This window comes from Streptomyces sp. CC224B, from assembly GCF_030010595.1.
GTDB lineage: Bacteria > Actinomycetota > Actinomycetes > Streptomycetales > Streptomycetaceae > Streptomyces > Streptomyces longispororuber.
Window position 1 is genome coordinate 15067 of record NZ_JASCXL010000010.1, and the last position, 22475, is coordinate 37541.

A 22475-nucleotide genomic window follows, 5' to 3' on the forward strand; every position below is an offset into this window, starting at 1 on the left:
CCCCCTTGTTTACCAGAAGTCGGGCAGGCTGTAGCGGTAGGTGTTGGTCATGTGCCAGTAGTGGTTGCCGTCGACCCAGGCGGCCACGCCCTTGAGGAAGCGCACGACACGCGGGTCGGGGCAGGACACGGCCAGCTCGGCGGCCGCGGCCTCGAACTCGTGCATGAGCTCGTTGTGGACCTCGACCGTCTTGAGGTAGCCCTCCTTGGCGGAGACGCCCTCCCGTTCGGCGATCACCACGGGCAGGTTGAGGTGCTTGCCGGGACTGGCGAGCTCCTTGGTGTACGAGTACAGGTCGTTGACGATGGTGGTGGCGTTGCCGGCGAGCGCGATGACCCGCTGCATCGCGGGCAGCGCGTGCAGGTCGGCCGGGAGTTCGTAGCCGCCGACGGTGTCGGTGATGGTGGGGCACGGGCGGAAGTTGTTGAACTGCCGCATCGCCAGGTACTCCCAGACCTGCGGCACGTACTCCGTCTCGGCCCACGCCGCCTCCGCGAGGTAGCCCAGGTGCAGCCGGGCCATGTCGTGCCGGTACCGGTCCGCCTGGGAGGGGCTGGCGAGCTGGACGAAGTACTCCATGGCGGAGGTGTACGCGCGCCGCGGGGCGTCCGAGGCGAGCGACTCCAGCCAGGCCGGGGCGTACTCCTTCGTCGTGTGCAGCGGGTCGAGCGCGGTGTGCGCGAGCAGCAGCCTGCCGCCCAGGCCGACCGGTGAGCCGCCGTGGTCCTCGCAGTAGCAGTCGTCGACGGCGTTCTCGGCGACCATCAGCCGGGTGGCGGCCATCACGTGCTCGACGGTGGGCGCGTCGGGGTGGCAGGCGACCATGTACCGGCCGACGGAGAAGCCGTCGAACTGGTCCTCCCACTCCGGCGGGTAGGCCTCCACCTCGTCCACCGCCCACCTCTTGATCCGGTGGCTGACCTCCTCCACCCGTACGGGGTCGGGCTCCGGGACGGGGTGGTGGTAGAGGCCGGGGACCGGGCGGCCCTCGGCCGGGGGCGGCGGCTCGGGCGGCTCCGGCCGCCGCGCCTCGGGCAGCTCCGGCCGCGGCGCCCCGGGAGGCTCCGCGCGCGGGGCCAGGCTCAGCCCCGCCGTGCCCAGCCCGCTGGGGCCGCGCAGGACCCGCTCCAGGGCGGGCGCCGGGGTGGCGGGGGCGGCGGCAGGGACAGGGGCTTCCGGGGCGGGGGCGGCGGCAGGGACTTCCGGGGCGGGTGTGCCGTGCGCCTTCGCGAGGACGTAGGGCCCGATGTGGGACGTGGCGGCCGGGCTCACGGGCGGGGAGGGGGACCCGGGGTCGGGCATCCGTAGCTCCTGGATCTAGTCGGGCCTGCGGGCGATCTGTACGTTCTCCAGCACGCCGAGCGCGTCGGGCACGAGGACGGCGGCGGAGTAGTACGCCGTCACCAGGTAGGACATGACCGCGTGCTCGTTGATGCCCATGAAGCGCACCGACAGGCCCGGTTCGTACTCGTCCGGCAGGCCAGTCTGGCGCAGGCCGACGACGCCCTGCTTGTCCTCGCCCGTGCGCATGGCGAGGACGGAGCTGGTGTTCTCCTTGCTGATGGGGATCTTGTTGCAGGGCAGGATCGGCACCCCGCGCCAGGCCGGGACGTGCTGCCCGCCCACGTCGACGTGTTCCGGGTAGACCCCGTCCGCGTTGAACCCGCGTCCGATCGCGGCGATCGTCCGGGGGTGGGCCAGGAAGAACTTGGTGCCGCGGCGGCGGCAGAGCAGCGCGTCCATGTCGTCCGGGGTGGGCGGGCCGGAGTGCGGCTGGATGCGCTGCTTGGGCACGACGTTGTGCAGCAGGCCGAACGAGCGGTTGTTGATCAGCTCGTGCTCCTGGCGCTCGCGCAGCGCCTCGATCGTGAGCCTGAGCTGCTCCTCCGTCTGGTTCATCGGCCCGTTGTAGAGGTCGGCGACCCGGGTGTGGACCCGCAGCACGGTCTGCGCCAGGGAGAGTTCGTACTCGCGGGGGCGGAGTTCGTAGTCGACGAAGGTGCCGGGCAGCTCCGGCTCGCCGGTGTGGCCGGCGGACATCGCGATCTCGGCCTCCCCGTGACGGTTCTGCCGCTGCCGGGTGCGCGCGGTGAACTCCTCGACGTGTTCCTGGAGGTGCGGTGCCGAGGACCGGACGGCGGCGAAGTCCTCGCGGGAGAGGGTGAGGAGGGTGCCCGCGGTCTCGGCGGTGGCGGTGCACTCCCAGGTGGCGTCGGCGTCGAGCAGGGCGTGGTCGCCGTACCGGTCGCCGTCGCCGAGCACGGCGACGTCGACGTCCTCGCCGTACTTGCCCGCGGTGGTCTGCCGGACGCGGCCGTGGGCGATCAGATGGACCTCCCCGGCGGGCGTGCCGCGCTCCACCAGCACCTCGCCGGGCCGGAAGTCGCGCTGGACGCACCGGTCGGCGAGCGCGGTCAGCACGTCGTCCTCCTCGAAGCCGCGCAGGACGGGCAGTTCGCCGAGCTCGCGGGGGATGACGCGGACGTCCGCGCCGTCCTGGAGGAACTCGACGCGGCCGTCCCCCACGGTGTAGGTGAGGCGGCGGTTGACCCGGTAGGCACCCCCCTTGGTCTCCACCCAGGGGAGCATCCGCAGCAGCCAGCGGGAGGTGATCTCCTGCATCTGCGGGGCCGACTTGGTGGTGGTGGCGAGGTTGCGGGCAGCCGTCGTGCCCAGGCTGGACCGCGGTTGCGGCACCTGCCGCGCCTCCGGGTCGGCGTCAACGCTCATCGGTCAAGGTCTCCTTCGTCAGGGCCACGCGAGTGCCGCCGGGGCCACGCGTGTGTCTCGGGGCAACGAACGGCATACCTGCGCACAACTGCGGAAAGGGGGAACCGGGTGCCAATGCCGGTGAATCCGTCCAGAACTCCGGGAACCGTAACGGCACTTGTGCCCCGCCCACCCGGGAAAGAGGCCGGTATTACTTCGATGCGGTGAGCTTGGCCGACGCGGTGTTTGGCGCAGGGACCACCGGGTTTCGGACACCGGCGCGCACGCCCGCGGCAGGGGCGCGCGGACGCGCCGACCTCGGCGCCTCGACGCCCCGCCGCGGCCGAGGGGCGGGGCGCGGCGCACCCGTCCCGGCCTCCGGACGCTTCCCGCGGGGGTGTTTCCCGGACCTCCGGACGTCGAACACGATCACGACGGCCTGCCGTCCGTACGGCACCTGTTCGGCTGCGGCACGGCACCCCGCCCCGCCGAGGCCGGACGACCGCGTCCCACCTGGGCCGTTTAGGATTTGACCGTTCCACCGTTCAGCCCGGAGGTGCCGATGTCCGTGCCGGAGACGCCCCGCCTCCTGCTCTCCCTCGACGAGCTCGTCCCGTCCGCGTCCTCCACGCAGGGCGGCGCGCTGTGGAAGCTCGCGGAACAGCGGCGGCAGCTCGACGCCAACGTGATCAGGCTCCCCGCATCCGGCAGCGTGGCGCTCCACGTCGAGAACGCCCTGGACGTCCTGCTCCTCGTGGTCGCGGGCGACGGCCACCTGGACGGCAGTGACGGCTCGCTCCCGCTGGCCGCCGGGTCCCTGGCCTGGCTGCCGCGCTCCTCGCGGCGCGGGCTGCGGGCAGGACCCGGCGGCCTGGTGTACCTGACCGTGCACGCGCGCCGCCCGGGGATGGGCATCGCCGGTCCCGCCCCGGCGGCGGAGGGCGGGGAGGCGCCGTGCGCCCTGGACCAGGTCTGCCCGCACTGCGGCAGGATGCGCGCCGAGGCCCGGGCCCCCTTCTGCGCCTGGTGCGGGGAGCCGCTGGACCCGGGCGCCGGTCGCTGAGCCGCCGCGCCCGGTCGCCCACGCGTCCGCACCGCCCCGGGCGCGGGTGCACACTGGGACGGCATGACGCGATCACTGAACCCGACGACCCAACGACAGGTGACCGAACCGGAGTTCCCTTCCGAGGAGTACGCGCGACGACTGTCCGCCGTACGGCTCGCGGCCGAGCGGCAGGGTTTGGCGGCGGTGCTGGTCACCGCTCCCGAGGACGTCCACCACCTGACCGGCCTTGACCACCAGGGGCACTTCGCCGTGACCGGGCTGCTGGTGCCGCTGCACGGCGAACCCGTCCTGGTCGAGCGCGCCATGGAGGCCCCGACGGCGGCCGCGCAGACGCACGGCGTGGGCCACCGCGGCTACGGCGACGCCGAGGACCCCGCCGACGCGCTGCTCGACGTCCTCACCCAGCTCGTCGCGCCGGGCAGCGCCGTGGGCTACCAGGCCGCGTCGCCGAACCTGCCGCCCGCCGTCTGGGACCGGCTGCGGGGCTCGGCGGCGGTCCGCTGGACACCCTGCGACGACCTGCTGGCCCAGGAGCGGCACGTCCACACCGAGCGCGAGATCGCCCGCATCCGCGAGGCCGCGCGGCTGTCCGACACGGCCATGGCGGCGGGCCTCGACGCCGCCGCCGCGGGAGCGCGGGAGTCCGAGGTCGCCGGGGCGGTGTACGCGGCCATGCTGGACGCGGGCGGCGACCTGCCCGCCTTCGCGCCGCTCGTCCGCAGCACCGAGCGGCTTGCGCAGGAGCACCTGACCTGGTCGCGGCACCGATTCCACCCGCGCGACGCCGTCTTCCTCGAACTGTCGGGCGCGCGGGGCCGCTACCACGCGCCGCTCGCCCGGCTGCGGCACCTGGACCGCCGGGACGCCGCGCGCCACGCCCGCGCCGCGGAGACCTCGCGGGCGGCGATGGCGGCGCTGCGTTCGGCGCTGCGGCCCGGGCACACCGCCGAGCAGGTCTTCCGCGCCTGGCACGCGGTCATCGAGTCGGCCCTTGGCCGGCCGTACGCACGGCACCACTGCGGCTACCTGGTGGGCATCGGCTTCCCGCCCGGCTGGATGGGCGGCTCCCGCACCCTGCGCCCGGGCGAGACCATGCCGCTGCGGCCGGGCATGACGTTCCACATCCAGTCGTGGCTGCTCGACGACCGCCTGGGCACCCACGCCTTCTCGGACACGGCCCTGGTCACCGAGGACGGCTGCGAGGTCCTCACGCGGACGCCGTACACGGACTGAGAGCCGGGGCCCCGCGGGCGCCCCGACCGGGGTGCCCGCGGGGCGCAGTACCGTAACGGGCATGATCGCCAGAACCGATGAGGACGGGGCCGACGGGATCGTCGAGCGGGTGCTGGAGTGGGCACGGCGGCGCCCGGACGTCCGGGCGGTCCTCCGTACGGGCTCGCGGGCGCGGCGCGACGGCACGGTGGACGCCTTCTCCGACCACGACATCGAGCTGTACACCACCGACCCCGGCCGGTACGACACCGGCGACTGGGTGGAGGAGCTGGGCCCGGTCGTGGTGCAGGTCGGCCTGGAGGGGCCGTGGGAGAACCCCGCACGGCTGGTGTTCTTCGAGGGCGGCGTCAAGGTCGACTTCCAGGTGGTGCCGGCGGCCCGGCTGGAGAAACTGGCCGCGGAGGGCCTGGACGAGCTGCACGAGCGCGGCTACGAGGTGCTCTGGGACCGCGACGGCGCGACCGCCCGGCTGCCGGAGGCCGGCGGCACGGTGGCGGCGGAGCTCCCCGACGCCGAGGAGTTCGCGGAGGTCTGCGCGGAGTTCTGGTTCGAGGTGGCCCATCTGCCCCGCTGTCTCGCGCGCGGCGAGCTGTGGGTGGCCAGGTCCCGGGACTGGACCACGAAGGAGCTGCTCGAGTGCATGATCGAGTGGCACGCCCTGACGCGCCGGGGCGCGGGCCACGACGTCTGGTACGGCGGCACCCGCATGCGGCAGTGGGCGGCGCCCGGCGTGTGGGAGCGCCTGCCCGACACCTTCGGCGGCTTCGACGCGCGGGACGCGCTGCGGGCCGCCCGCGCGACGGCGGACCTCTTCGCCGAGCTGGCGAAGGAGGTGGCCGAAGCCCACGGCCTCCCCTACCCGCACAAGGCCGAGCAGGCCATCCGCCCCACTCTCGAAAAGGGCCCCACCCTCTAGACGCTCCCCACCCTCTAGACGCTCCCCGCCCTCGCAACGGTCCCCGCCCTCGGGGACGGCCCCGGCGCGCGCGCCCCTGAACCGGGCAGCGCCCGGGGCTCACGCGTGCCGGAACCAGGGCAGCACGCCTCCGGGCACAACCACCGGTTGTGCGAGCCCGGCGGACGGTTGTTTGATCCCCGCACCCCGCAGTCGCTTGGATGCCGGTGAGCAGCAGGCAGGGGGCCGGAGCAGTGAGGGCGGCGGCGGGGATGACGGGCAGGCGGACGCTGGGGCCGCACTTCGGACGGTTGTGGGCGGCGTACGCGGTGAGCTCGTACGGCACCTGGCTGGGGTTCGGCGCGTTCCCGCTGATCGCGGTCCTCGTACTGCGCTGCGGACCGGCCGAGGTGGCGGCGCTGGCCGCCACCGGGCGGGCCGTGGGAGCGGTGGCGGCACTGCCGCTGGGGCCCTGGGTGGAGTTCCACCGCAAGCGGCCGGTCATGGTGGCGATGGACCTGACCCGGTGCGTGGCGCTGCTGAGCGTCCCCGCGGCGTACGCGCTCGGCCGGCTCACCTTCGTCCAGCTCCTCGCCGTCTCCGTGGTCGTCGCCACGGCCGGGATCGCCTTCAACGCGGCGAGCGGGGCGTACGTGAAGGCGCTCGTACCGCCGGAGGACCTCCTCGTCGCGAACGGCAGGTTCGAGGCCACGACATGGACGGCGACCATGGTCGGGCCCCCGCTCGGCGGGGCCGCCGTCGGGGTGTTCGGCCCGGTGACGACCGTGGTGGCCGACGCCGTCAGCCACCTGCTCTCGGCGCTGGGCATCCGCACCCTCAAGGAGCCGGAGCCGCGCCCCGCGCGGACCGGCGGACCGCGGCCGGGCGACCTGCTCGCAGGGTGGCGCCACCTGCTCGGCCACCCCTCGCTGTGCCCGCTGTTCCTCAACGCCGTCGTGGTCAACGGCCTGATCATGGCCGGTGAGCCGCTGCTCGCCGTCCTGCTGCTCGATCGCTACGGGTACGCCCCGTGGCAGTACGGTCTGGTGTTCGCGGTGCCGTGCGTCGGCGGCCTGGTCGGCTCGCACCTCGCGCACCGGCTGGTGGCGCGGTTCGGGCGGCACACCACCCTGCGCGCGGCCGGGGCGCTGCGCGCCTGCTGGCCCCTCGGGCTGGCGTTCGCCGGACCCGGCGTGCCGGGCATGGTGCTCGTCATCGTCGTCCAGTTCGGCCTGGTGACGTGCTGCGGCGTGTTCAACCCGGTCCTGGCCACCTGCCGGCTCGACCACACCGATCCCGGCCGGGTCGCGCGCACCCTGACCGCGTGGTCGGTGGGCAGCAGCACCGGCATCGCGGCCCTGACCGCCCTGTGGGGCCTGCTGGCCGCCGTCACCGGCCCGCGTGCCGCGCTCGCGGCCGCCGGGCTCCTCCTGCTGGCGACCCCGCTGCTGCTGCCGCGCCGGGGGGACGCGGAGCCCCGGCCGCCGGCGGAGGCGGCCGGGGTCAGCCGCCGGCCGTGACGATCCCGGCCAGGGCGTGCTCGGCGAGCGCGGTGATGGTCAGCGAGGGGTTCGCACCGCCGACGCTGCCCGGCAGCAGCGACCCGTCGACGACGTACAGCCCGCGGTGGCCGTGCACCCGGCCGTGCAGGTCGGTGCACCGGCCGATGACGCAGCCGCCGAGGGGGTGGCCGGTGAACGGGTACGGGTTGCTGAGGGTGACGGGCAGCGTGCCGGGGTTGGCGGCGGCGACGCGGGCGCTGTAGGCGCGCACGGCGCGGGCGGCCTCCGCGGACTTGTCCGGGGTCCAGTCGGCGAGACGCACGCGGCCGGAGGCGCGGTCGTGGCGGAAGGTGCCGCGGTGGTCCCGGTCCACGGTCATGGCGAAGGTGACCACGGCCGGGAGCGCCTGGTACGTGGGCAGCACCCAGTTCTCGACCAGCAGGGGGAGGCTGAACTCGCGGTGCAGGAACGCCGCGGAGGCGCTGGGCGAGCCCTGGCTGCCACCGTGGAAGACGAGGGGCTGGCTGCGCAGGTCGAGCTGGTCCCCGTTGTCGCCGAAGCCGGTGCCGACGGCGGCGGGCAGGTCGGGCAGGTCACCGCCGTCGCGGGCGGCGACCAGAAGGCGGTTGGTGTTGAGCGTGCCGGCCGCGAGGAACAGCAGGTCGCAGCTCAGCTCGAGCCTCTCCACGACGGCCGCGTCGGTGTCCAGGCGGTGGACGCCCACGCGGTAGCCGCCGCCCTTGCGCCGCCCCAGCGAGACCACCTCGTGCAGCGGGCGCAGCCGTACGTGGCCGGTGGCCAGGGCGGCCGGCAGATAGGTGCGGGTGAGGGACCTCTTCGCGCCGTTGCCGCAGCCGAAGTCGGAGTTGCCGACGGTGGCCGACCGCGGCGCGGTGCCCGCGAGTTCACGGCGCACGACCTCCCAGTCGAACGTCGACTCCAGCGGGAAGGGGGTCCACCCCGCCCGGTGGAGCTGCCGGTCCCACACCCGGGAGTGCGTGAAGGGGGTGGAGCGGTAGACGTCGTCGGGCATGCGCGAGGCGCCGAGCATGGCGCGCGCCTTGGGGAACCAGGTGCGTGCGAAGGCGTCGTAGCTCAGGCCGGCGGGGTAGAGCGACGCGAAGTAGCGGCGGGGCGGGGCGAGGGTGACGCACGTGTAGACCACCGAGCCGCCGCCGACCGCGGCGGCGCAGGCGATGTCCAGGCCGGTCTCCTGGGACACCTCCATGACGCCCCCGCTCGGCCGTACGGGCACCGGGGCCATGGCGGGCCAGCGGGCGGTGCGACGCCGCCAGAACATGGTGTCGGTGATGCCGTGGGCGGAGCCGAAGAGGTGCCGGTCGGGGGCGACCGGCCACTCCCGGCCGCGCTCCAGGACCAGCGTGTCGACGCCCGCCTCGCCCAGGCGCAGCGCGGCCACGGAGCCGCCGAACCCGGAGCCGATCACGATGGCGCGGAAGTGGGCGCGGCGGCCGTCGCGCGCGCGGCGGTCACCGCCACGGGCGACGGCCTCGGCGAGCCCGGCGAGCGGGCCGCTCGCCGCGAGGCCGAGGAGTCCACGACGGGACAGGGACATGGGTCCTCCGGGGGGGTGAGGTGGCGTGCGGCGGGACGGGCGGAAGACGGGGCGGGGCGGAACGGCAGGGCTGCGGACGGCCGGGGACGCCCGACGCCCGACGCCCGACGCCCGACGCCCTGCCAACGCCTGACCGGTGGGGCCGGTCACTGTCGCCGTACGCCGGGCTCCGGGCGGGCGGCACCGTACGAGTGGCGGGGCGTGGAACGTTCCGGCTTCCACGCACGTCCTCAAGGGAGGACGAGAGGACGGACGAACGTGTCGTCCGGTGAGGAACGCGACGACCCCGTGCCGTCGTCGGGGGAAGTGAGCAAGCCATGGCCATGGTGGGCCTGTTCTGGATCGCGCAGGGCGATGTGTACGTGGGCGCGAAGCCGTCGGGGCTGGCTCCGGGGGTGCGGCTGACCCCCGAGGGCGTACTGGGCCTCGGCGAGGGACAGTCCGGCCTGCACCTGTGGGAGGACGTGAGCGCCCTGACGGTGGCGGACGTCCCGGTGAAGTCCCTGATGCGGCGGGCCGGCGTGGTCAAGGACCTGGCGGTGGGCACGGTGCTGATGCTCGCCCAGCCCATGGGCGCGGGCCCGGCGGAGGACGCCCCGGCGGTGATGACCGTGCGCGTGGAGTCCTCCGGCGAGGTCCACGAGCTGGCGGCCTACGTGGCCGCCGCCGCTCTCGGCTACCCCCGGACGGAGGTCGACCTCTCCCGCGCCCTCCTGACCCGCCTCGCGGAGGGCGCCGCCACGATGTCGACGACGCTGGCGGCGATGGCGGAGTGGGGCCGGACGTGGGAGGGCGGGACGCCACGGGGCCCGCAGCGGGAGCAGTTACTGCGGGAGTGGGCGGCGTAGAGGGCCGCCGCCCGCGACACCGGGCGTAGAGGGCCGCCGCCCGCGACACCGGGGATGGAGGCCCTGCTCGCGCCCGTGGCTGAGCCCCTGCGGGCGACCTGGCGTGGGACGGCAGGTGAGATCCGCCTGGCGTGGTCCCGCGCCTTCGCGTCTCAGGATGCCGTGCCGTCCCGGCTCGTGGACTCCTCGGGACGGCTCGCGCGGGCCGGTGGCACGGCCTGATGCTCCCCGGCGGGGCCCGTGCGCTCGTCGGCGGCGGGGAGCAGGCATTCGATGAGGTAGTCGCCGGTGTCCGGGTCGAGGGTCACGCCGTGGGTCTCGCTGTGGAAGCCGGGGAAGCGGCGGTCGAAGGACTCCAGGGCGCTGAGGTAGCGCAGCAGGGGGCCGTCGGCGCCACCGACGCACTCCCCCGGCATGAGGACGGGGATGCCGGGCGGCGTGACCGTGACCATGGCGGCGGCCACCTGGCCCGGGGCGTCGCGCAGCGCGACGCGGTGCGTGCCGCCCCGGATCAGTCGCTGGTAGCACTGCTGAGGCGGGGCGACCGGCTCCGGCAGCTCCCGGAAGGCGGTCTCCAGCAGGGTGACCAGGTGGGCCGAGCGGAGGTGGTCGTGCATGTCCTGGCAGAGGCCGCGCAGGGTCTGCCCGGCGTAGCGCCGGGGGTGGGCGGCGGTCAGGGCGGGCAGGACGCGGTCGAGCGGGGCGTCCTCGTCGAAGAGGGCCTTGAAGTCCATCAGCGCGTCGAGGAGGGTGCCCCACTTGCCCTTGGTGATGCCCATGGAGAACAGCACGAGGGTGGTGTAGGTGTCGGTCTTCTCCACGACGATGCCGCGCGTGGCCAGGTAGGCGGTGAGGACCCGCGCCGGGATGCCCCACGCGGCGGTCCCGCCCGTCGCGTCGATGCCGGGGCAGGTGAGGGTGACCTTGACGGGGTCGAGCATGCAGTAGCCGTCGGTCAGGCCGGGGAAGCCGTGCCAGGCGGCGCCGGGTTCCAGGTGCCAGCAGGCCGGTTCGGTACGCAGCAGGTCGGCGGGGGCCTCCTCGAACGGCAGCCGGGCGCCGCTGCCCGGGTCGGTGACCGTGTCGGGCTGCCACACGCCGAAGAACCACGGCGGCCGGTCACCGGCCTCTTCGATACGGCGCCGGAGGCGCACCATCTCCTGGCGGAACCGGACGGCCTCCGTCACGGCCTCGTCGAGGAGGCAGCGCCCCTGCGGCCCGTCCATCATCGCGGTCGCCACGTCCAGCGAGGCGATCATGGGGTAGAGCGGTGAGGTGGTCCCGTGCATCATCAGCGCCTCGTTGAACCGGTCGTGGGCGACGGGCGCCCTGGGCGCGGATCTGACGTGGACCATCGCGCTCTGCGAGAGCGCGGCGAGGAGCTTGTGGGTCGACTGGGTGGCGAAGACCGTGGGCCGGTCCGGGCCGGGGAAGGTGCCCTCGTCCACCGACATGCCGTAGCGGCCCGCGTAGAGCGGATGGAAGCGCGCGTAGGCGAACCACGCCTCGTCGAAGTGCAGCCGGGGCGTGCTCGCGGCGAACGCCCGTGCCGCCGCCGAGGCGTCGTAACAGAGCCCGTCGTAGGTGGAGTTGGTGAACACGGCGTACTGGGGCCGCGGCGAGAGCGCCTGCGCGGACAGCGGGTGCGCGGCGACGCGGGCCGCGACCGACTCCGCCGCGAGTTCCGCCGGGGGCAGGGGTCCGGCCAGGCCGTAGCCGTTGCGGGTGGGGATCAGGTAGACGGGCCGGGCACCGGAGATCACCAGGGAGTGCAGCACCGACTTGTGGCAGTTGCGGTCCACCAGGGCGATCTCGTCCCGGGTGACGCTGAAGTGGCCGACCACGCGGTTGCAGGTGGAGTCCCCGTGCAGCACGAAGTAGGTGAGGTCGGCGCCGAAGACCCGGGCCGCGTTGCGCTCCGCCGCGCCGATGGGGCCGGTGTGCTCGAAGAGCGAGCCCAGTTCCTCCACCGAGATCGACAGGTCGCTGCGCAGCAGCCGTTCCCCGAAGTAGTCGTGGAAGGCACGGCCCGCGGGGGACTTCAGCAGGGCGACGCCGCCGGAGTGGGCGGGGGTGTGCCAGGAGTACTCGTGCGCGTCGTCGAAGCGGCGCAGGGCCCGGAAGAAGGGCGGCAGCACGTTCTCCCGGTAGGCGCGGGCGGCGGTGGTGATGCGGCCGCCGATGAAGCCGGGGGTGTCCTCCAGCGGCCACACGTAGCCCACGACGGACTCCGACACCCACAGGGGCAGCTCCTGGACGCCGTCGTCGCTCATGACGAGGAAGACCGGCAGGCCGTGGTAGCGGCGGCCGATGGAGCGCAGCACCGCGGCGCCTCCCGGCCCGCCGTCGGCGCCGTCCGGATCCGGCAGTTCCCAGGCGACCAGGGCGGCGGTGAGCCCCGCCTCCGTGCGCAGTACCGCTTGCGCGTCGGCCGCGTCGACCGCCCAGCGCACGTGGAAGCCCCGGGCCTCGACCGCCTCGCGGACGCGCACCAGTTGCTGGGCGCCGGCGCCGCCGTCCCCCGGGTGTTCGCGTACCGCGACCAGAATCCCGCTGTCCGTCATGCGGCTCCCTCCCGGGGGCGCGTGCCGCCCCGGCCCAGTGTGGGAGCGGCCCGGCCGGGGCGGAGTCCCGGCGGAGGCAAACCACCCGCAGGTGGGAACCGCGGCCTGTGTCCGCGGCACGGGCCGAGGGCCCCGCAGTGCCCCGGCTACGGCTTGCGGCGGGGCTTGCCGCGCTGGGGGGACTTCGCGCCGCCGGAGCCCCGGCGCGGGCTCTTGCCGGACGTCTTGCCCGTCGGCTTGCCCGCGGACCTGCCCGAGGCGGTCCTGCCGCTCCCCTTGCCCGAGGTCTTGCCCGCCGCGGGCTGCCGCCGGGCCCCGCCCTTGTCCGCGCGCCGGTCCTTCGCCGGGGCCTCGGCCTCGGCGCGGCGGCCCCGGGAGCTGTTGACGGTGCGGCCCCGGACGATGCCGATGAAGTCCTCCACCCTGTCGGTGGTGGCCTCCTGCGGCCACGACAGCGCGACGCGGGAGGCCGGGACGTCCGTGAGCGTGCGGTAGGTGAGGTCCTTGCGGTGGTGCAGCCGGGCGAGCGACTGGGGCACGACGAGCAGGCCCACGCCCGCGGCGACGAGTTCGACGGCGTCGGCGGTCGTCGCGGGGCGCTCCAGCGCCGGACGGCCCGGCGGGTGGTCCCAGTCCAGGGTGTCGTCGAGGGGGTGCAGCACCAGTTCGTCGGCGAGCTCGTCGGGGGCGACCTCGTCGGCCGCCGCGAGGAGGTGGTCCTTGGGGACCACGACGACGGTCGTCTCCTCGTACAGCGGGATCGCGCTGAGGTCGTCGCCGTCGACCGGCAGCCGGACGAAGCCCGCGTCGGCGTCGCCCCGGCGCAGTACGCCGCACGCCTCCGCGGAGGGCACCTGGACGAGGGTCAGAGGGATGTCGGGCAGCCGCTCGTTCCAGATGCGCACCCACTTCGAGGGCGTCACCCCGGGCACGTAGGCGAGCCGGAACGCGGTGGAGTCTTCCGAGGCTGTCACCTCGCCAGACTACCGGCCGTAGTCACCCACGGGCCCACCGGCGGGGGCGGTGGCCGTCCGGTCCGCCGTGGTCAGGAGTCGCTCGTTCGATCGATACCCTTGTCCCATGACGTCGCACCACACCGCCCAGACCATGAAGCCCGCCACCGCGGCGAAGAAGCTGGGTGTGTACCTCGAGGCCACCCCCGCCGAGTTCCGGGAGGGCACCGTCTCGCGAACCGAGCTGAACGCGCTCCAGGCCGACCCGCCCGAGTGGCTGCGGGAGCTGCGCCGCAACGGCCCGCACCCCCGCCCGGTCGTCGCCGCCAAGCTGGGCGTCTCGGTCTCGGGGCTGGCCCGCGCCGGCGTCACCGAGGCCCTCACCACGGAGCAGATCGAGGCGCTGAAGGCGGAGCGCCCCGAGTGGCTGGAGCGCGAGCGCGCCACGCAGGCGGAGGTCCGCAAGGAGACGGCGCGGATCAAGGCGCTGCACGCCGAGAAGGCGGAGAAGGCCGAGAAGCCGGAGTAGGCCGCGCGGTCCGGAGCCGCCGGGGACGCCGACGCGCCGCGGCGCGAGGACCGACGCGGCGCACGCGCGCGCCGCTGACCCCGCCCGAACGCGCCCGGACGCCCCGCCCTGGCGGGCACCCTGCCCTCCCCCGCAGACGTAGGTGCTCTCCCCCGGCGACGACCGCCGGGGGCTCCGGGGACGACGTACGGACACGGACGGCGTACGGCATACGACCGTTCCCTCCCCCGCCCCACTCACCGAAACCAGATCCCCGCCGTCACACCAGGAGCCACCGCCTTGTCCCAGCCCACCGCGCACGCCGCCCGGCCCGACCTGCGGGCGGACTGCGGAAGCTGTTTCGGTCTGTGCTGTGTGGCGCTGCCCTTCTCGCGCTCCTCGGACTTCCCGGTGAACAAGTCGGCCGGTTCCCCCTGCGGCAACCTCCTGGACGACTTCCGCTGCGGGATCCACGAGCGGCTGCGTGACAAGGGCTACAACGGCTGCACGGTCTTCGACTGCTTCGGCGCGGGCCAGAAGGTCTCGCAGGTCACGTTCAAGGGCGTCGGCTGGCGGGAGGAGCCGGACTCGGCCCGCGCGATGTACGAGGTCTTCCCCGTCGTACGGCATCTGCAGGAGCTGCTGAAGTACGTCGCGCAGGCCCTGGACCTGACCGCGGCCCGGCCCGTGCACCGGGAGCTGCGCAGCGCGTACGGCCGGATCGACGCGCTGACCCGGGACACGGCCGAGGCGCTGCTGGCCGTGGACGTGGACGCGCTGCGCGGCGAGGTCAACCCGCTGCTGCTGCGCGCCAGCGAGCTGGCCCGGGCCGCGGTGCCGGGCCGCAAGAAGGACCACCGGGGCGCCCACCTCATGGGCGCCCGGCTGCGCGGCGCGAAGCTGCGCGGCGCCAGCCTGCGCGGCGCCCTGCTGATCGCGGCCGACCTGTCCGGCGCCGACCTGCGCGACGCCGACGTCATCGGCGCGGACATGCGGGACACGAACCTGCGCGGAGCCGACCTGACCGGCGCACTCTTCCTCACCCAGCCCCAGCTCAACGCCGCCCGAGGCGACGCCCGCACGAAGATCCCGCCCCTCCTGCGGCGCCCCGCGCACTGGACCGCGTAGCAGCAGGGCCCTCAGCCGCGCCCGCTGCCGCCGGGCCCTTCGCGTCCGGCGCGCTCCAGCAGGGCCCGTACCGGTTCCACCGCGTCCTCCGTGGCCAGGTGGGCCGCCAGGGCTTGGGCGCGGGCGCGGTACGACGGGGTGCTCGTCGCGCGGGTGAGGGCTGCGGCGAGGGTTTCGGCGGAGAGATGGCGCAGGGGCAGGACGCCGGGGGCCGTGCCGAGGGTGGTGAGGCGGTGGGCCCAGAAGGTCTCGTCGAACTGGACGGGGACCGGGACCGCGGGGACACCCGCGCGCAGCCCGGCGCCGGTGGTGCCCGCGCCGCAGTGGTGGACGACGGCGGCCATGCGCGGGAACAGCAGGCTGTGGGGCACGTCGTCGATGGTGAGGACGTCGTCGCCGGTGGCGGACAGGCCCGCCCAGCCGCGCTGGATGACGCCGCGCAGGCCCGCGGCGCGCAGGGCGCGGACGACGTGGTCGCAGAGGCGCTCGGGGTCGGGGGCGGTGGCGCTGCCGAGGCCGACGAAGACGGGGGCGGGGCCCGCGGCGAGGAAGTCCTCCAGGTCGGCGGGCAGGGGCCTGGTGTCGTACGGCCACCAGTAGCCCACGACGTCCAGGCCGGGGCGCCAGTCGGCGGGGCGGGGCACGACGTGCGGGCTGAAGCCGTACAGGACGGGCCAGCCGGCGCGTTCGCGGGCGCGGCGGTCGGCGGCGACACCGCGGCGCGGCAGGCCGAGCCGGGCCCGGGCGTCCCGGACGGCGTCGGTGAAGACCCGTTCCACGGCGGCGGTGACGGCGTGTCCGGCGAGGCGGTTGCCGAGGGGGCCGAGGGAGCGCAGTCCGGCCATCGGCGGCGCGAAGGCGCGGGTGGGGTGCATGGGCTGGAGGTTCACGCCGATGGAGGGCAGCCGCAGCCCTTCGGCGACGGCACAGCCGAGCGGGGCGACCGCTCCGGCCAGGATCAGGACGTCGCCGGTCCCGGCCGCCGCGATGAGGTCGTCGGTGAGCCGGCCCACGAGTTCCCTGGCCATCGCCACGACCTTCACCAGTTTGGCCGGGCCGGTGCCGCTGCGGTGGAGGTCCCGGCCCCGCTCCGAGTGGAGTTCGGCCCGCGGGTCGAGCGGCAGCGGGTGAAAGCGGACGCCGGAACCGTGGGTCAGGGGGGCGAACATCTCGTGCGTCACCAGCGTCACGTCGTGTCCGGCCCGGACGAGACCGGCTCCGAGGCCGGTGAACGGGGCGACGTCGCCCCTCGAACCCGCTGTCATCATCACCACGCGCACAGCGCACAGTATGGGAGGCGGGCACGGCGTCACGGGCGGAAACGCGGGGACGTTCACGCGTGGGTCGGGCCGTACGCACGGGCCGCCGTACGCGCCGTCCATACGCGCGGGCCATACGCGCGGGCCGTACGCGCCGTCCGTAGGCACGGACCGTGTGCGTCTTTCGGGCCGGCGGCCCGGGCGTGCGTCCCGACCAGTGGGCGGGGCGGACCAAGGGGCGGCGGGTCGGCGGACGGGGGCGCCGGTGGGTCAGCAGCTCAGCTTGTCACCAGGGGTGGTGCCGAGGATCTGCGTGAACTCCTTGAAGCGGTTGATCCGGCTCTGCACCTGGGCGGGGTTGCCGCCGTTGCACTCCAGGGTGCCGTTGATGCTGCGGATCGACTCGCCGAAGCCGTGGCCCTCGACGATGGCCTGGTGGCCCGTCACGGTGCCCGGTCCCTTCTGCGTGTTCCAGTACCACAGGCCGGTCTGCCAGGCGACGGACGGGTCCCGCTCGACCAGCCACGGGTTGTTCAGGAGGTCGATCCCGAGCGCCTCACCCGCGGCCTTGTAGTTGAAGTTCCAGCTCAACTGGATGGGGCCGCGTCCGTAGTAGGCGTCGTTGCCCGCGGGGCAGCCGTAGGGCTGGGTCTTGTCGCAGTAGTGGGGGTAGTTGGCCTGGTTCTGCTCGACGACGTGGACGAGGCCGCCGGTCTCGTGGCTGACGTTGGCGAGGAAGGCGGCGGCCTCGCGCTTGCGCACCTCTTCGCTGCCGGTCTTGGTGAACTCGGGGTACGCCTTCAGCGCGTCGACGAGGCCCTGGTACGTGTAGAACGGCTTGCGGTTCGGGAACATCTGCTCGAACTGGGCCTGGCTCACGACGAAGCCGCTGGGGTCGGGGTTGCCGCTTCCGGTGCCGCACTCACCCTTGTCCACCCAGACGCCCCACTGTCCGGTGGTGCCGGGCGTCTCGCCCCGCGTCCACCACTTGGCCTGCCAGTTGTGGTTGCCGTGCGACACGGTGGAGCCGCCGGTGTAGACCGCTCCGGAGGTCCAGGCCGTGGCGCAGGCGGGCGCGGCGGCCGGGGCGGCCGTCGCCGGGGACACGGGGAGCAGGACGGCCACGAGGGCCGCCACCCCGGAGGCCGCCGCGGCGGCCGACCACGGCCGCAGCCGCCGGGCGCGGGCGCGGATACGGGCGGTGACGCGTCCTGAGGACTTGCGCTCGTTCAATCTCTTCACTCCTCGGTGCGGCTGCGAGCCGGTGGGGGCCGAGACGGACTGGGCGCAGTCAACCGCCTTGGTCTATACCAGTCAAGGGTTTAGACCAATCCGGCCGCCGTGAACTCCCCTGCCGCCAGGCGCCGTTCGGCGGTCGGGGCCCGCGCCGTCCGGTGGGCGGCGCCACCGGACGGCCGTACCGTCGCCCGAGGTCAGACGCCGTCCAGGACGGTGTCGGTGGTGGTGACCACGGCGCAGCGGCCCGCGGCCCAGCGCAGGGCCGCCGCGTGGTCGGCGGCGGAGAAGTCGGCGACGGCGTCGGCCACCACGAAGGCCTGGATGTCGCGCATCCAGGCGTCGCAGGCCGTCGCCAGGACGCCGATGTGGGCGTAGACGCCGGTGATGACGAGCTGGTCGCGGCCCTGGTCGCGGAGGTCCCGCTCCAGCGACGTACGGACGAACCCGCTGTACTTCCACTTGGTGAGGACCCGGTCGTCCGGCCCGGGTGCCACGGCGTCGGCGATGGCCGCCGCGTGCGGGTCCGCGGGCAGGCCCGGCCCCCAGAAGTCCTGCTGGAGGCCGCGTTCGGCGGGGGTCTGGCCGCCGGGCTGCGCGGTGTAGACGACGGGGACGCCGAGGGCGGCCGCGCGCAGCTTCAAGGCGCTTACGTTGCGCAGCAGTTCGGGGACCGGCGAGGCCCCGGCGTCGTACGCGGACAGGAAGTAGTTCTGCAGGTCGTGCACGAGCAGCACGGCGCGGTCGGGGTCCGCCTTCCAGTCGACGCGGTTGGCGGGCAGGTCCGCGGCGGCGGGCATGGGGTAGGGCGTGATGGCGGGCAGGGCCATGGTGGGGTGCTTTCCGTCGGGGGGTGCGGGGTGACACGGGGGTGGGGTAACACGGGTGCGGGGGCGGGCCGGGGCCGTCCGGGGTCGCGCGGCCGCCGGGCCGGGGCCAAGCGGCCAGGGCCGAGCGGTCAGGGGCTCCCCGGCTGCCGGGCCGCGGCGGCGCGCAGGTCCTTCTTCGAGATCTTGCCCACCCCGGTCTGCGGGAAGGCGTCCACGAACTCGACGCGGTCGGGCACCTTGTACGCGGCAAGGCCCCGTGCGCGGACGAACCGCTTGACCGCGAGGGCCGTCGGCGGCTCCGCGCCGGGCCGCAGGATCACGTACGCGCAGGTGCGTTCGCCGAGGTAGGGGTCGGGTTCGCCGACGACGTTGGCGTCGTGGACGGCGGGGTGGGCGAGGAGGTGGTTCTCGACCTCCTCGGCGGCGATCTTCTCACCGCCCCGGTTGATCTGGTCCTTGGCGCGGCCCTCCACGACGAGGTGGCCGGTGTCGGTGAGGCGGACGATGTCGCCGGTGCGGTAGAAGCCGTCCGCGGTGAAGGAGCGCGCGTTGTGCTCGGGCGCGTTCCAGTAGCCGCGGATGGTGTACGGGCCGCGGGTCAGCAGGTGGCCGGTGGCGCCGGGCGGCAGGTCGTTGTCCGCGTCGTCGACGACGCGGATCTCGTCGTCCGGGGAGATGGGCCTGCCCTGCGTGGTGACGACGGTCTCCTCCGGGTCGTCCAGGCGGGTGTAGTTGACCAGGCCCTCGGCCATGCCGAAGACCTGCTGGAGCGTGCAGCCGAGGGCGGGGCGGACCCGGCGGGCGGCCTCCTCGCTGAACTTGGCGCCGCCGACGAGCAGGACGTCGAGGCTGCTCAGGTCGTGGGAGGTGGTCTCCGCGGCCCGGGTCCACAGCAGGGCAAGGGGCGGCACGAGGCCGGTGAGGGTCACGCCCTCGCGCTCGATGAGCGGGAAGGCGGTGTCCGGGCCGGGCTGCGGGCAGAGTACGACCCGGGCGCCGGCGTACAGGGCGCCGAGGGTGCCGGGGGACGACAGCGGGAAGTTGTGCGCGGCCGGGAGCACGCACAGGTAGACGCTGTGCTCGTCGACGCCGCAGATCTCGTTGGAGCCGCGCAGGGAGTAGAGGTAGTCGTCGTGGGTGCGCGGGATGAGCTTGGGGACGCCGGTGCTGCCGCCGGACAACTGGAGGAAGGCCAGGTCGTGCGGGGCGGGCCCGGGTACGTCCGGGCGCGCGGCAGCCGGGGCGGCCACGTCGGCCAGGGCCTCGAACTCCCCGGGGTCCCCCTGGGCGACCCACACGTGCCGCAGCGTCGGCACCTCGGCGCGCACGTGCGCGGCCAGGGCGCGGTAGTCGTAGCCCCCGTGTTCGGCGGCGACGACGTAGGCGGCGGCCTCGGTGAAGCGGCAGAAGTAGGCGATCTCCGTCTCGCGGTGCGCGGGCAGCGCGAACACCGGCAGCGCGCCGATGCGGAAGAGCGCGAAGACCACCTCGAAGAACTCGGCGATGTTGGGGAGTTGCACGACCACGCGCTCGCCCGGCGCGATGCCGCGGGCGAGCATCCCGGCGGCCAGGCGGTCGGCGCGCGCGTCGAGTTCCCCGTACGTCCAGCGGCGGTCGGTGGCGGGGTCGACGACGGCGACCCGGTCGGGGTGGGCGGCGGCCCGCTCGCGCAGCATCCCCCCGAAGGTCTCGCCGCGCCACCAGCCCGCGGCGCGGTAGCGCTCGGCGAACTCCGCGGGCCAGGTGGGGGCGAGCGCGGCCGGGTCGGCCACCGCCCCGCGAGGCCGGGCGTCGGCCGCCGTCGCGTGCGGTGGGGCGTCGGCCGGGGCCGGCAGGGGCTTCTCGGCGGTCACAGCTCGGCTCCCACGGCGGTGAGGAACGTACGGAACTTCGCGGCGGTCTCGGCGATCTCCGCCTCGGGCTCGGACGCGGCCACGACCCCGGCGCCGGCGTACAGGCGCAGAGAGGTCCGCTCCGCCTCGGCGCAGCGGATGGTGACGACCCATTCGCCGTCGCCGGTGGCGTCGCCCCAGCCGACCATGCCGGTGAAGAAGCCGCGGTCGAAGGGCTCGCTCTCGCGGATGACCTCGCGGGCGGTGGCGGTCGGGGTGCCGCACACGGCCGGGGTGGGGTGCAGCGCGCAGGCGAGTTCGAGCGCGGAGGTGAGCGGGTCGGTGAGGGTGCCGGTGACCGTCGTGGACAGGTGCCACATGGCGGCCGTGCGGATCAGGGTGGGCGTGGCCGGCACGGTCATGTCCGTGCAGTGCGGGGCGAGCGCCTGGTGCACGGCGTCGACGACGACGGCGTGCTCGTGCAGGTCCTTGGCGGACTGCAGCAGGGCCGCCGCGCGGCGCACGTCCTCGGCCAGGTCGTCGCTGCGCGGGACGGAGCCCGCGAGCGGGTTGGCGACGACGTGCCGTCCGCGGCGGGACACCAGGAGTTCGGGGCTGGCGCCGAGGAGGGTACACCCGGGGCCCGTGGGCAGGGCGAAGGTGTAGCCGCCGGGGTCGCGGCGGGCGAGGCGCTGGAGCATGGCCGGCACGTCCAGGGGCGCGTCGCTGTCGAGTTCGAGGGTGCGGGCGAGGACGACCTTGCTGAACTCGCCGCGCCACATGCGGTCGACGGCGCCGGCGACGGCCTCCCCGTAGCGCTCGGGGGCGGGCACCTGGCGGATGCGCCACCGGGCGGCGGCGGGCGGCTCGGCGGGCAGGGCGACGAGGGGGTCCGCGGCCAGCGGCGGCGTGCTGCGCACCGCGGCGGGCACGGCGAGCGCCGCCGGGGCCGACTGGTCGAAGGGCACGGCGCCGATGACGACCGGCGCCTCGACACCCGCCGCCCGGGCCGTGGCCAGGGTCTGCGCGACGCGCGCCGTCAACGGCCGCTCGTCGTGCGGTACTTCGCTGTGGACGCCCTGTCCGAGCAGCGTACGCGTGGGGGTGCCGAGGAAGCGGGCGCCCGGGGTGTAGGCGCCGAGGAGCGCGGTGGCGGCGCCGACGGCAGGGTGGGCCGGGGCGGACGCCACGCCGGCGTGGTCCGGGGCGACCGCCGCGGCGGGGCCGGCCGGGGCCGGGGCGGGTGTGGCGACACGGGGTGCCGTCGACACGGGGAACTCCGTTTCTCCCGGGCTCCGTCGGCGTGCGCCGGGGCGGCGCACGCGGCACGGGCGCGGGTGGGCGTGCGGGTGCGGATGCGGGGTGAGGACGCGGGGGTGTGCTGTGCGGTACGGGTCGTGCGGGGGTGCGGCCGCGCGGCCGGCGGGGCGGTGGCCTTCAGCGGAGGGTGGCGCCGCCGTCGACGTAGAGCTCCTGCATGGTGATGTGGCGGGCCCGGTCGGAGACGAGGAAGAGCACCGCCTCCGCGATGTCCCGGGGCGCCGCGATGCGGCCGAGCGGGATACCGGTGCGGTACGTGGCGGGGTCGCCGTCGATGACCCGCCGGGGCGCCTCGTCGTCGGTCCACAGGGCGCGTTGCATGGCGGTGTCGGTCGAGCCGGGGGCGACGACGTTGCAGCGCACACCGCTGCGGGCGAGTTCGAGGCCGAGGCACTTGGTGTACATGGCGGCCGCGGCCTTGGAGGCGGCGTAGGCGGCCATGCCGGTGCGGGGCACCCCGGCGGCGTTGGAGCCGACGGTGACGACGCTGCCGCTCCCCCGCGCGGCCATGCGGGGCGTGACGGCGCGGGAGGTGTGGAAGACGCCGCTGGTGTTCACGGCGAACGTGTCCGCCCAGTCGGCGTCGGTGAGTCCGGCGGCCGGTCCGGTGCGCAGGATCCCGGCCACGTTGACCAGGATGTCGAGCGGGCCGTGGGTGTCCTCGGTGTCCGCCACGACGGCCTCGACGGACGCCGCGTCGGTGACGTCCATGACGCGGGCGGTGATGGCCCCCTCCGCCCCGGACCCCTGCCGGTCCGACCGGTCCTGTCGGCCTTGCCGGTCGTGCCGTGCGGCCCACTCGGCGGCGAGCTTCGTGACGCCCTCGGCGGTCCTGTCGGTGGCCACCACGTGGGCGCCCTCGGCGGCCAGCGCCTCGGCGACGGCCGCCCCGATGCCCTGCCCCGCCCCGGTGACCAGGGCTGTTCTTCGAGCGAGTGCGGAGCGGGCACTGGGTATGTGGTCAGGCATGAGCAACCCCCGGCGTTGATTAGGTAAGGCTAACCTAATACACAGGC

General features: G+C 74.9%; 17 protein-coding genes and 1 pseudogene. 7 read left to right on the forward strand and 11 right to left on the reverse strand.

Features of this window, described 5'->3' with window-relative positions:
* Nucleotides 1–9: 9 nt before the first annotated feature.
* Together QK440_RS06095 and QK440_RS06100 are read right to left on the reverse strand one after the other, a co-directional pair.
* Nucleotides 10–1212: pseudogene (locus QK440_RS06095) on the reverse strand (family 2 encapsulin nanocompartment cargo protein terpene cyclase); the annotation flags it as partial.
* 105 nt (nt 1213–1317) lie between these two features.
* Nucleotides 1318–2730: a family 2B encapsulin nanocompartment shell protein gene (locus QK440_RS06100; protein WP_282791933.1), complete on the reverse strand. Its 1413-nt coding sequence runs from the start codon at nt 2728–2730 to the stop codon at nt 1318–1320.
* A 547-nt stretch (nt 2731–3277) separates the two neighbouring features.
* Between QK440_RS06100 and QK440_RS06105 the strand changes: the two genes are divergently transcribed.
* The 4 genes from QK440_RS06105 (at nt 3278) to QK440_RS06120 (ending at nt 7423) form a co-directional block, all read left to right on the forward strand.
* Entirely contained in the window at nt 3278–3772 is a 495-nt protein-coding gene (locus QK440_RS06105) for a hypothetical protein (RefSeq protein WP_282792023.1), read from the forward strand.
* Between the two features lie 63 nt (nt 3773–3835).
* Nucleotides 3836–5008 carry a Xaa-Pro peptidase family protein gene (locus QK440_RS06110; protein WP_282791934.1) on the forward strand — a complete coding sequence of 391 codons (1173 nt, stop codon included), beginning with the start codon at nt 3836–3838 and terminating at the stop codon, nt 5006–5008.
* Between the two features lie 61 nt (nt 5009–5069).
* Nucleotides 5070–5924: an aminoglycoside 6-adenylyltransferase gene (locus tag QK440_RS06115; protein WP_282791935.1), complete on the forward strand. Its 855-nt coding sequence runs from the start codon at nt 5070–5072 to the stop codon at nt 5922–5924.
* 251 nt (nt 5925–6175) lie between these two features.
* Complete coding sequence (locus QK440_RS06120; protein WP_282791936.1) at nt 6176–7423, forward strand: MFS transporter; 1248 nt, start codon at nt 6176–6178, stop codon at nt 7421–7423.
* Here QK440_RS06120 and QK440_RS06125 read toward each other — a convergent pair.
* Nucleotides 7407–8981 (reverse strand): GMC oxidoreductase, encoded by a 1575-nt coding sequence (locus QK440_RS06125; RefSeq protein WP_282791937.1) that lies wholly within the window; start codon nt 8979–8981, stop codon nt 7407–7409. The two genes, QK440_RS06120 and QK440_RS06125, sit on opposite strands and share 17 nt — an antisense overlap.
* Nucleotides 8982–9298: 317 nt before the next feature.
* Here QK440_RS06125 and QK440_RS06130 point away from each other — a divergent pair, with 317 nt between their 5' ends.
* Nucleotides 9299–9829, forward strand: a complete 531-nt coding sequence (locus QK440_RS06130) for a hypothetical protein (RefSeq protein ID WP_282791938.1) — start codon at nt 9299–9301, stop codon at nt 9827–9829.
* Between the two features lie 152 nt (nt 9830–9981).
* Here the strand turns inward: QK440_RS06130 and QK440_RS06135 are convergent, their stop codons facing one another.
* Together QK440_RS06135 and QK440_RS06140 are read right to left on the reverse strand one after the other, a co-directional pair.
* Entirely contained in the window at nt 9982–12393 is a 2412-nt protein-coding gene (locus QK440_RS06135) for an Orn/Lys/Arg decarboxylase N-terminal domain-containing protein (protein WP_282791939.1), read from the reverse strand.
* Between the two features lie 146 nt (nt 12394–12539).
* The gene (locus tag QK440_RS06140; RefSeq protein WP_282791940.1) at nt 12540–13367 is read right to left on the reverse strand and encodes a LysR family substrate-binding domain-containing protein; all 828 of its coding nucleotides are present in this window, start codon (nt 13365–13367) and stop codon (nt 12540–12542) included.
* A gap of 106 nt (nt 13368–13473) precedes the next feature.
* Between QK440_RS06140 and QK440_RS06145 the strand changes: the two genes are divergently transcribed.
* Together QK440_RS06145 and QK440_RS06150 are read left to right on the forward strand one after the other, a co-directional pair.
* Nucleotides 13474–13875, forward strand: a complete 402-nt coding sequence (locus QK440_RS06145; protein WP_282791941.1) for a DUF5997 family protein — start codon at nt 13474–13476, stop codon at nt 13873–13875.
* A gap of 279 nt (nt 13876–14154) precedes the next feature.
* On the forward strand, nt 14155–14982 hold the full coding sequence (locus QK440_RS06150; protein WP_282791942.1) for a pentapeptide repeat-containing protein: 828 nt from the start codon (nt 14155–14157) through the stop codon (nt 14980–14982).
* A gap of 11 nt (nt 14983–14993) precedes the next feature.
* On the opposite strand, the gene QK440_RS06155 is transcribed toward QK440_RS06150, so the two are convergent.
* The 6 genes from QK440_RS06155 to QK440_RS06180 all read right to left on the reverse strand — a co-directional run bounded on the left by QK440_RS06155 (nt 14994) and on the right by QK440_RS06180 (nt 22428).
* The gene (locus QK440_RS06155) at nt 14994–16247 is read right to left on the reverse strand and encodes a glycosyltransferase (protein ID WP_282792024.1); all 1254 of its coding nucleotides are present in this window, start codon (nt 16245–16247) and stop codon (nt 14994–14996) included.
* A gap of 264 nt (nt 16248–16511) precedes the next feature.
* Nucleotides 16512–17378: a glycoside hydrolase family 19 protein gene (locus tag QK440_RS06160; RefSeq protein WP_282792025.1), complete on the reverse strand. Its 867-nt coding sequence runs from the start codon at nt 17376–17378 to the stop codon at nt 16512–16514.
* 296 nt (nt 17379–17674) lie between these two features.
* The gene (locus tag QK440_RS06165) at nt 17675–18307 is read right to left on the reverse strand and encodes an isochorismatase family protein (RefSeq protein ID WP_282791943.1); all 633 of its coding nucleotides are present in this window, start codon (nt 18305–18307) and stop codon (nt 17675–17677) included.
* Between the two features lie 128 nt (nt 18308–18435).
* The gene (locus tag QK440_RS06170; protein WP_282792026.1) at nt 18436–20079 is read right to left on the reverse strand and encodes a (2,3-dihydroxybenzoyl)adenylate synthase; all 1644 of its coding nucleotides are present in this window, start codon (nt 20077–20079) and stop codon (nt 18436–18438) included.
* A 77-nt stretch (nt 20080–20156) separates the two neighbouring features.
* On the reverse strand, nt 20157–21410 hold the full coding sequence (dhbC, locus tag QK440_RS06175) for an isochorismate synthase DhbC (protein ID WP_282791944.1): 1254 nt from the start codon (nt 21408–21410) through the stop codon (nt 20157–20159).
* Between the two features lie 166 nt (nt 21411–21576).
* The gene (locus QK440_RS06180) at nt 21577–22428 is read right to left on the reverse strand and encodes a 2,3-dihydro-2,3-dihydroxybenzoate dehydrogenase (protein ID WP_282791945.1); all 852 of its coding nucleotides are present in this window, start codon (nt 22426–22428) and stop codon (nt 21577–21579) included.
* Nucleotides 22429–22475: the final 47 nt, after the last annotated feature.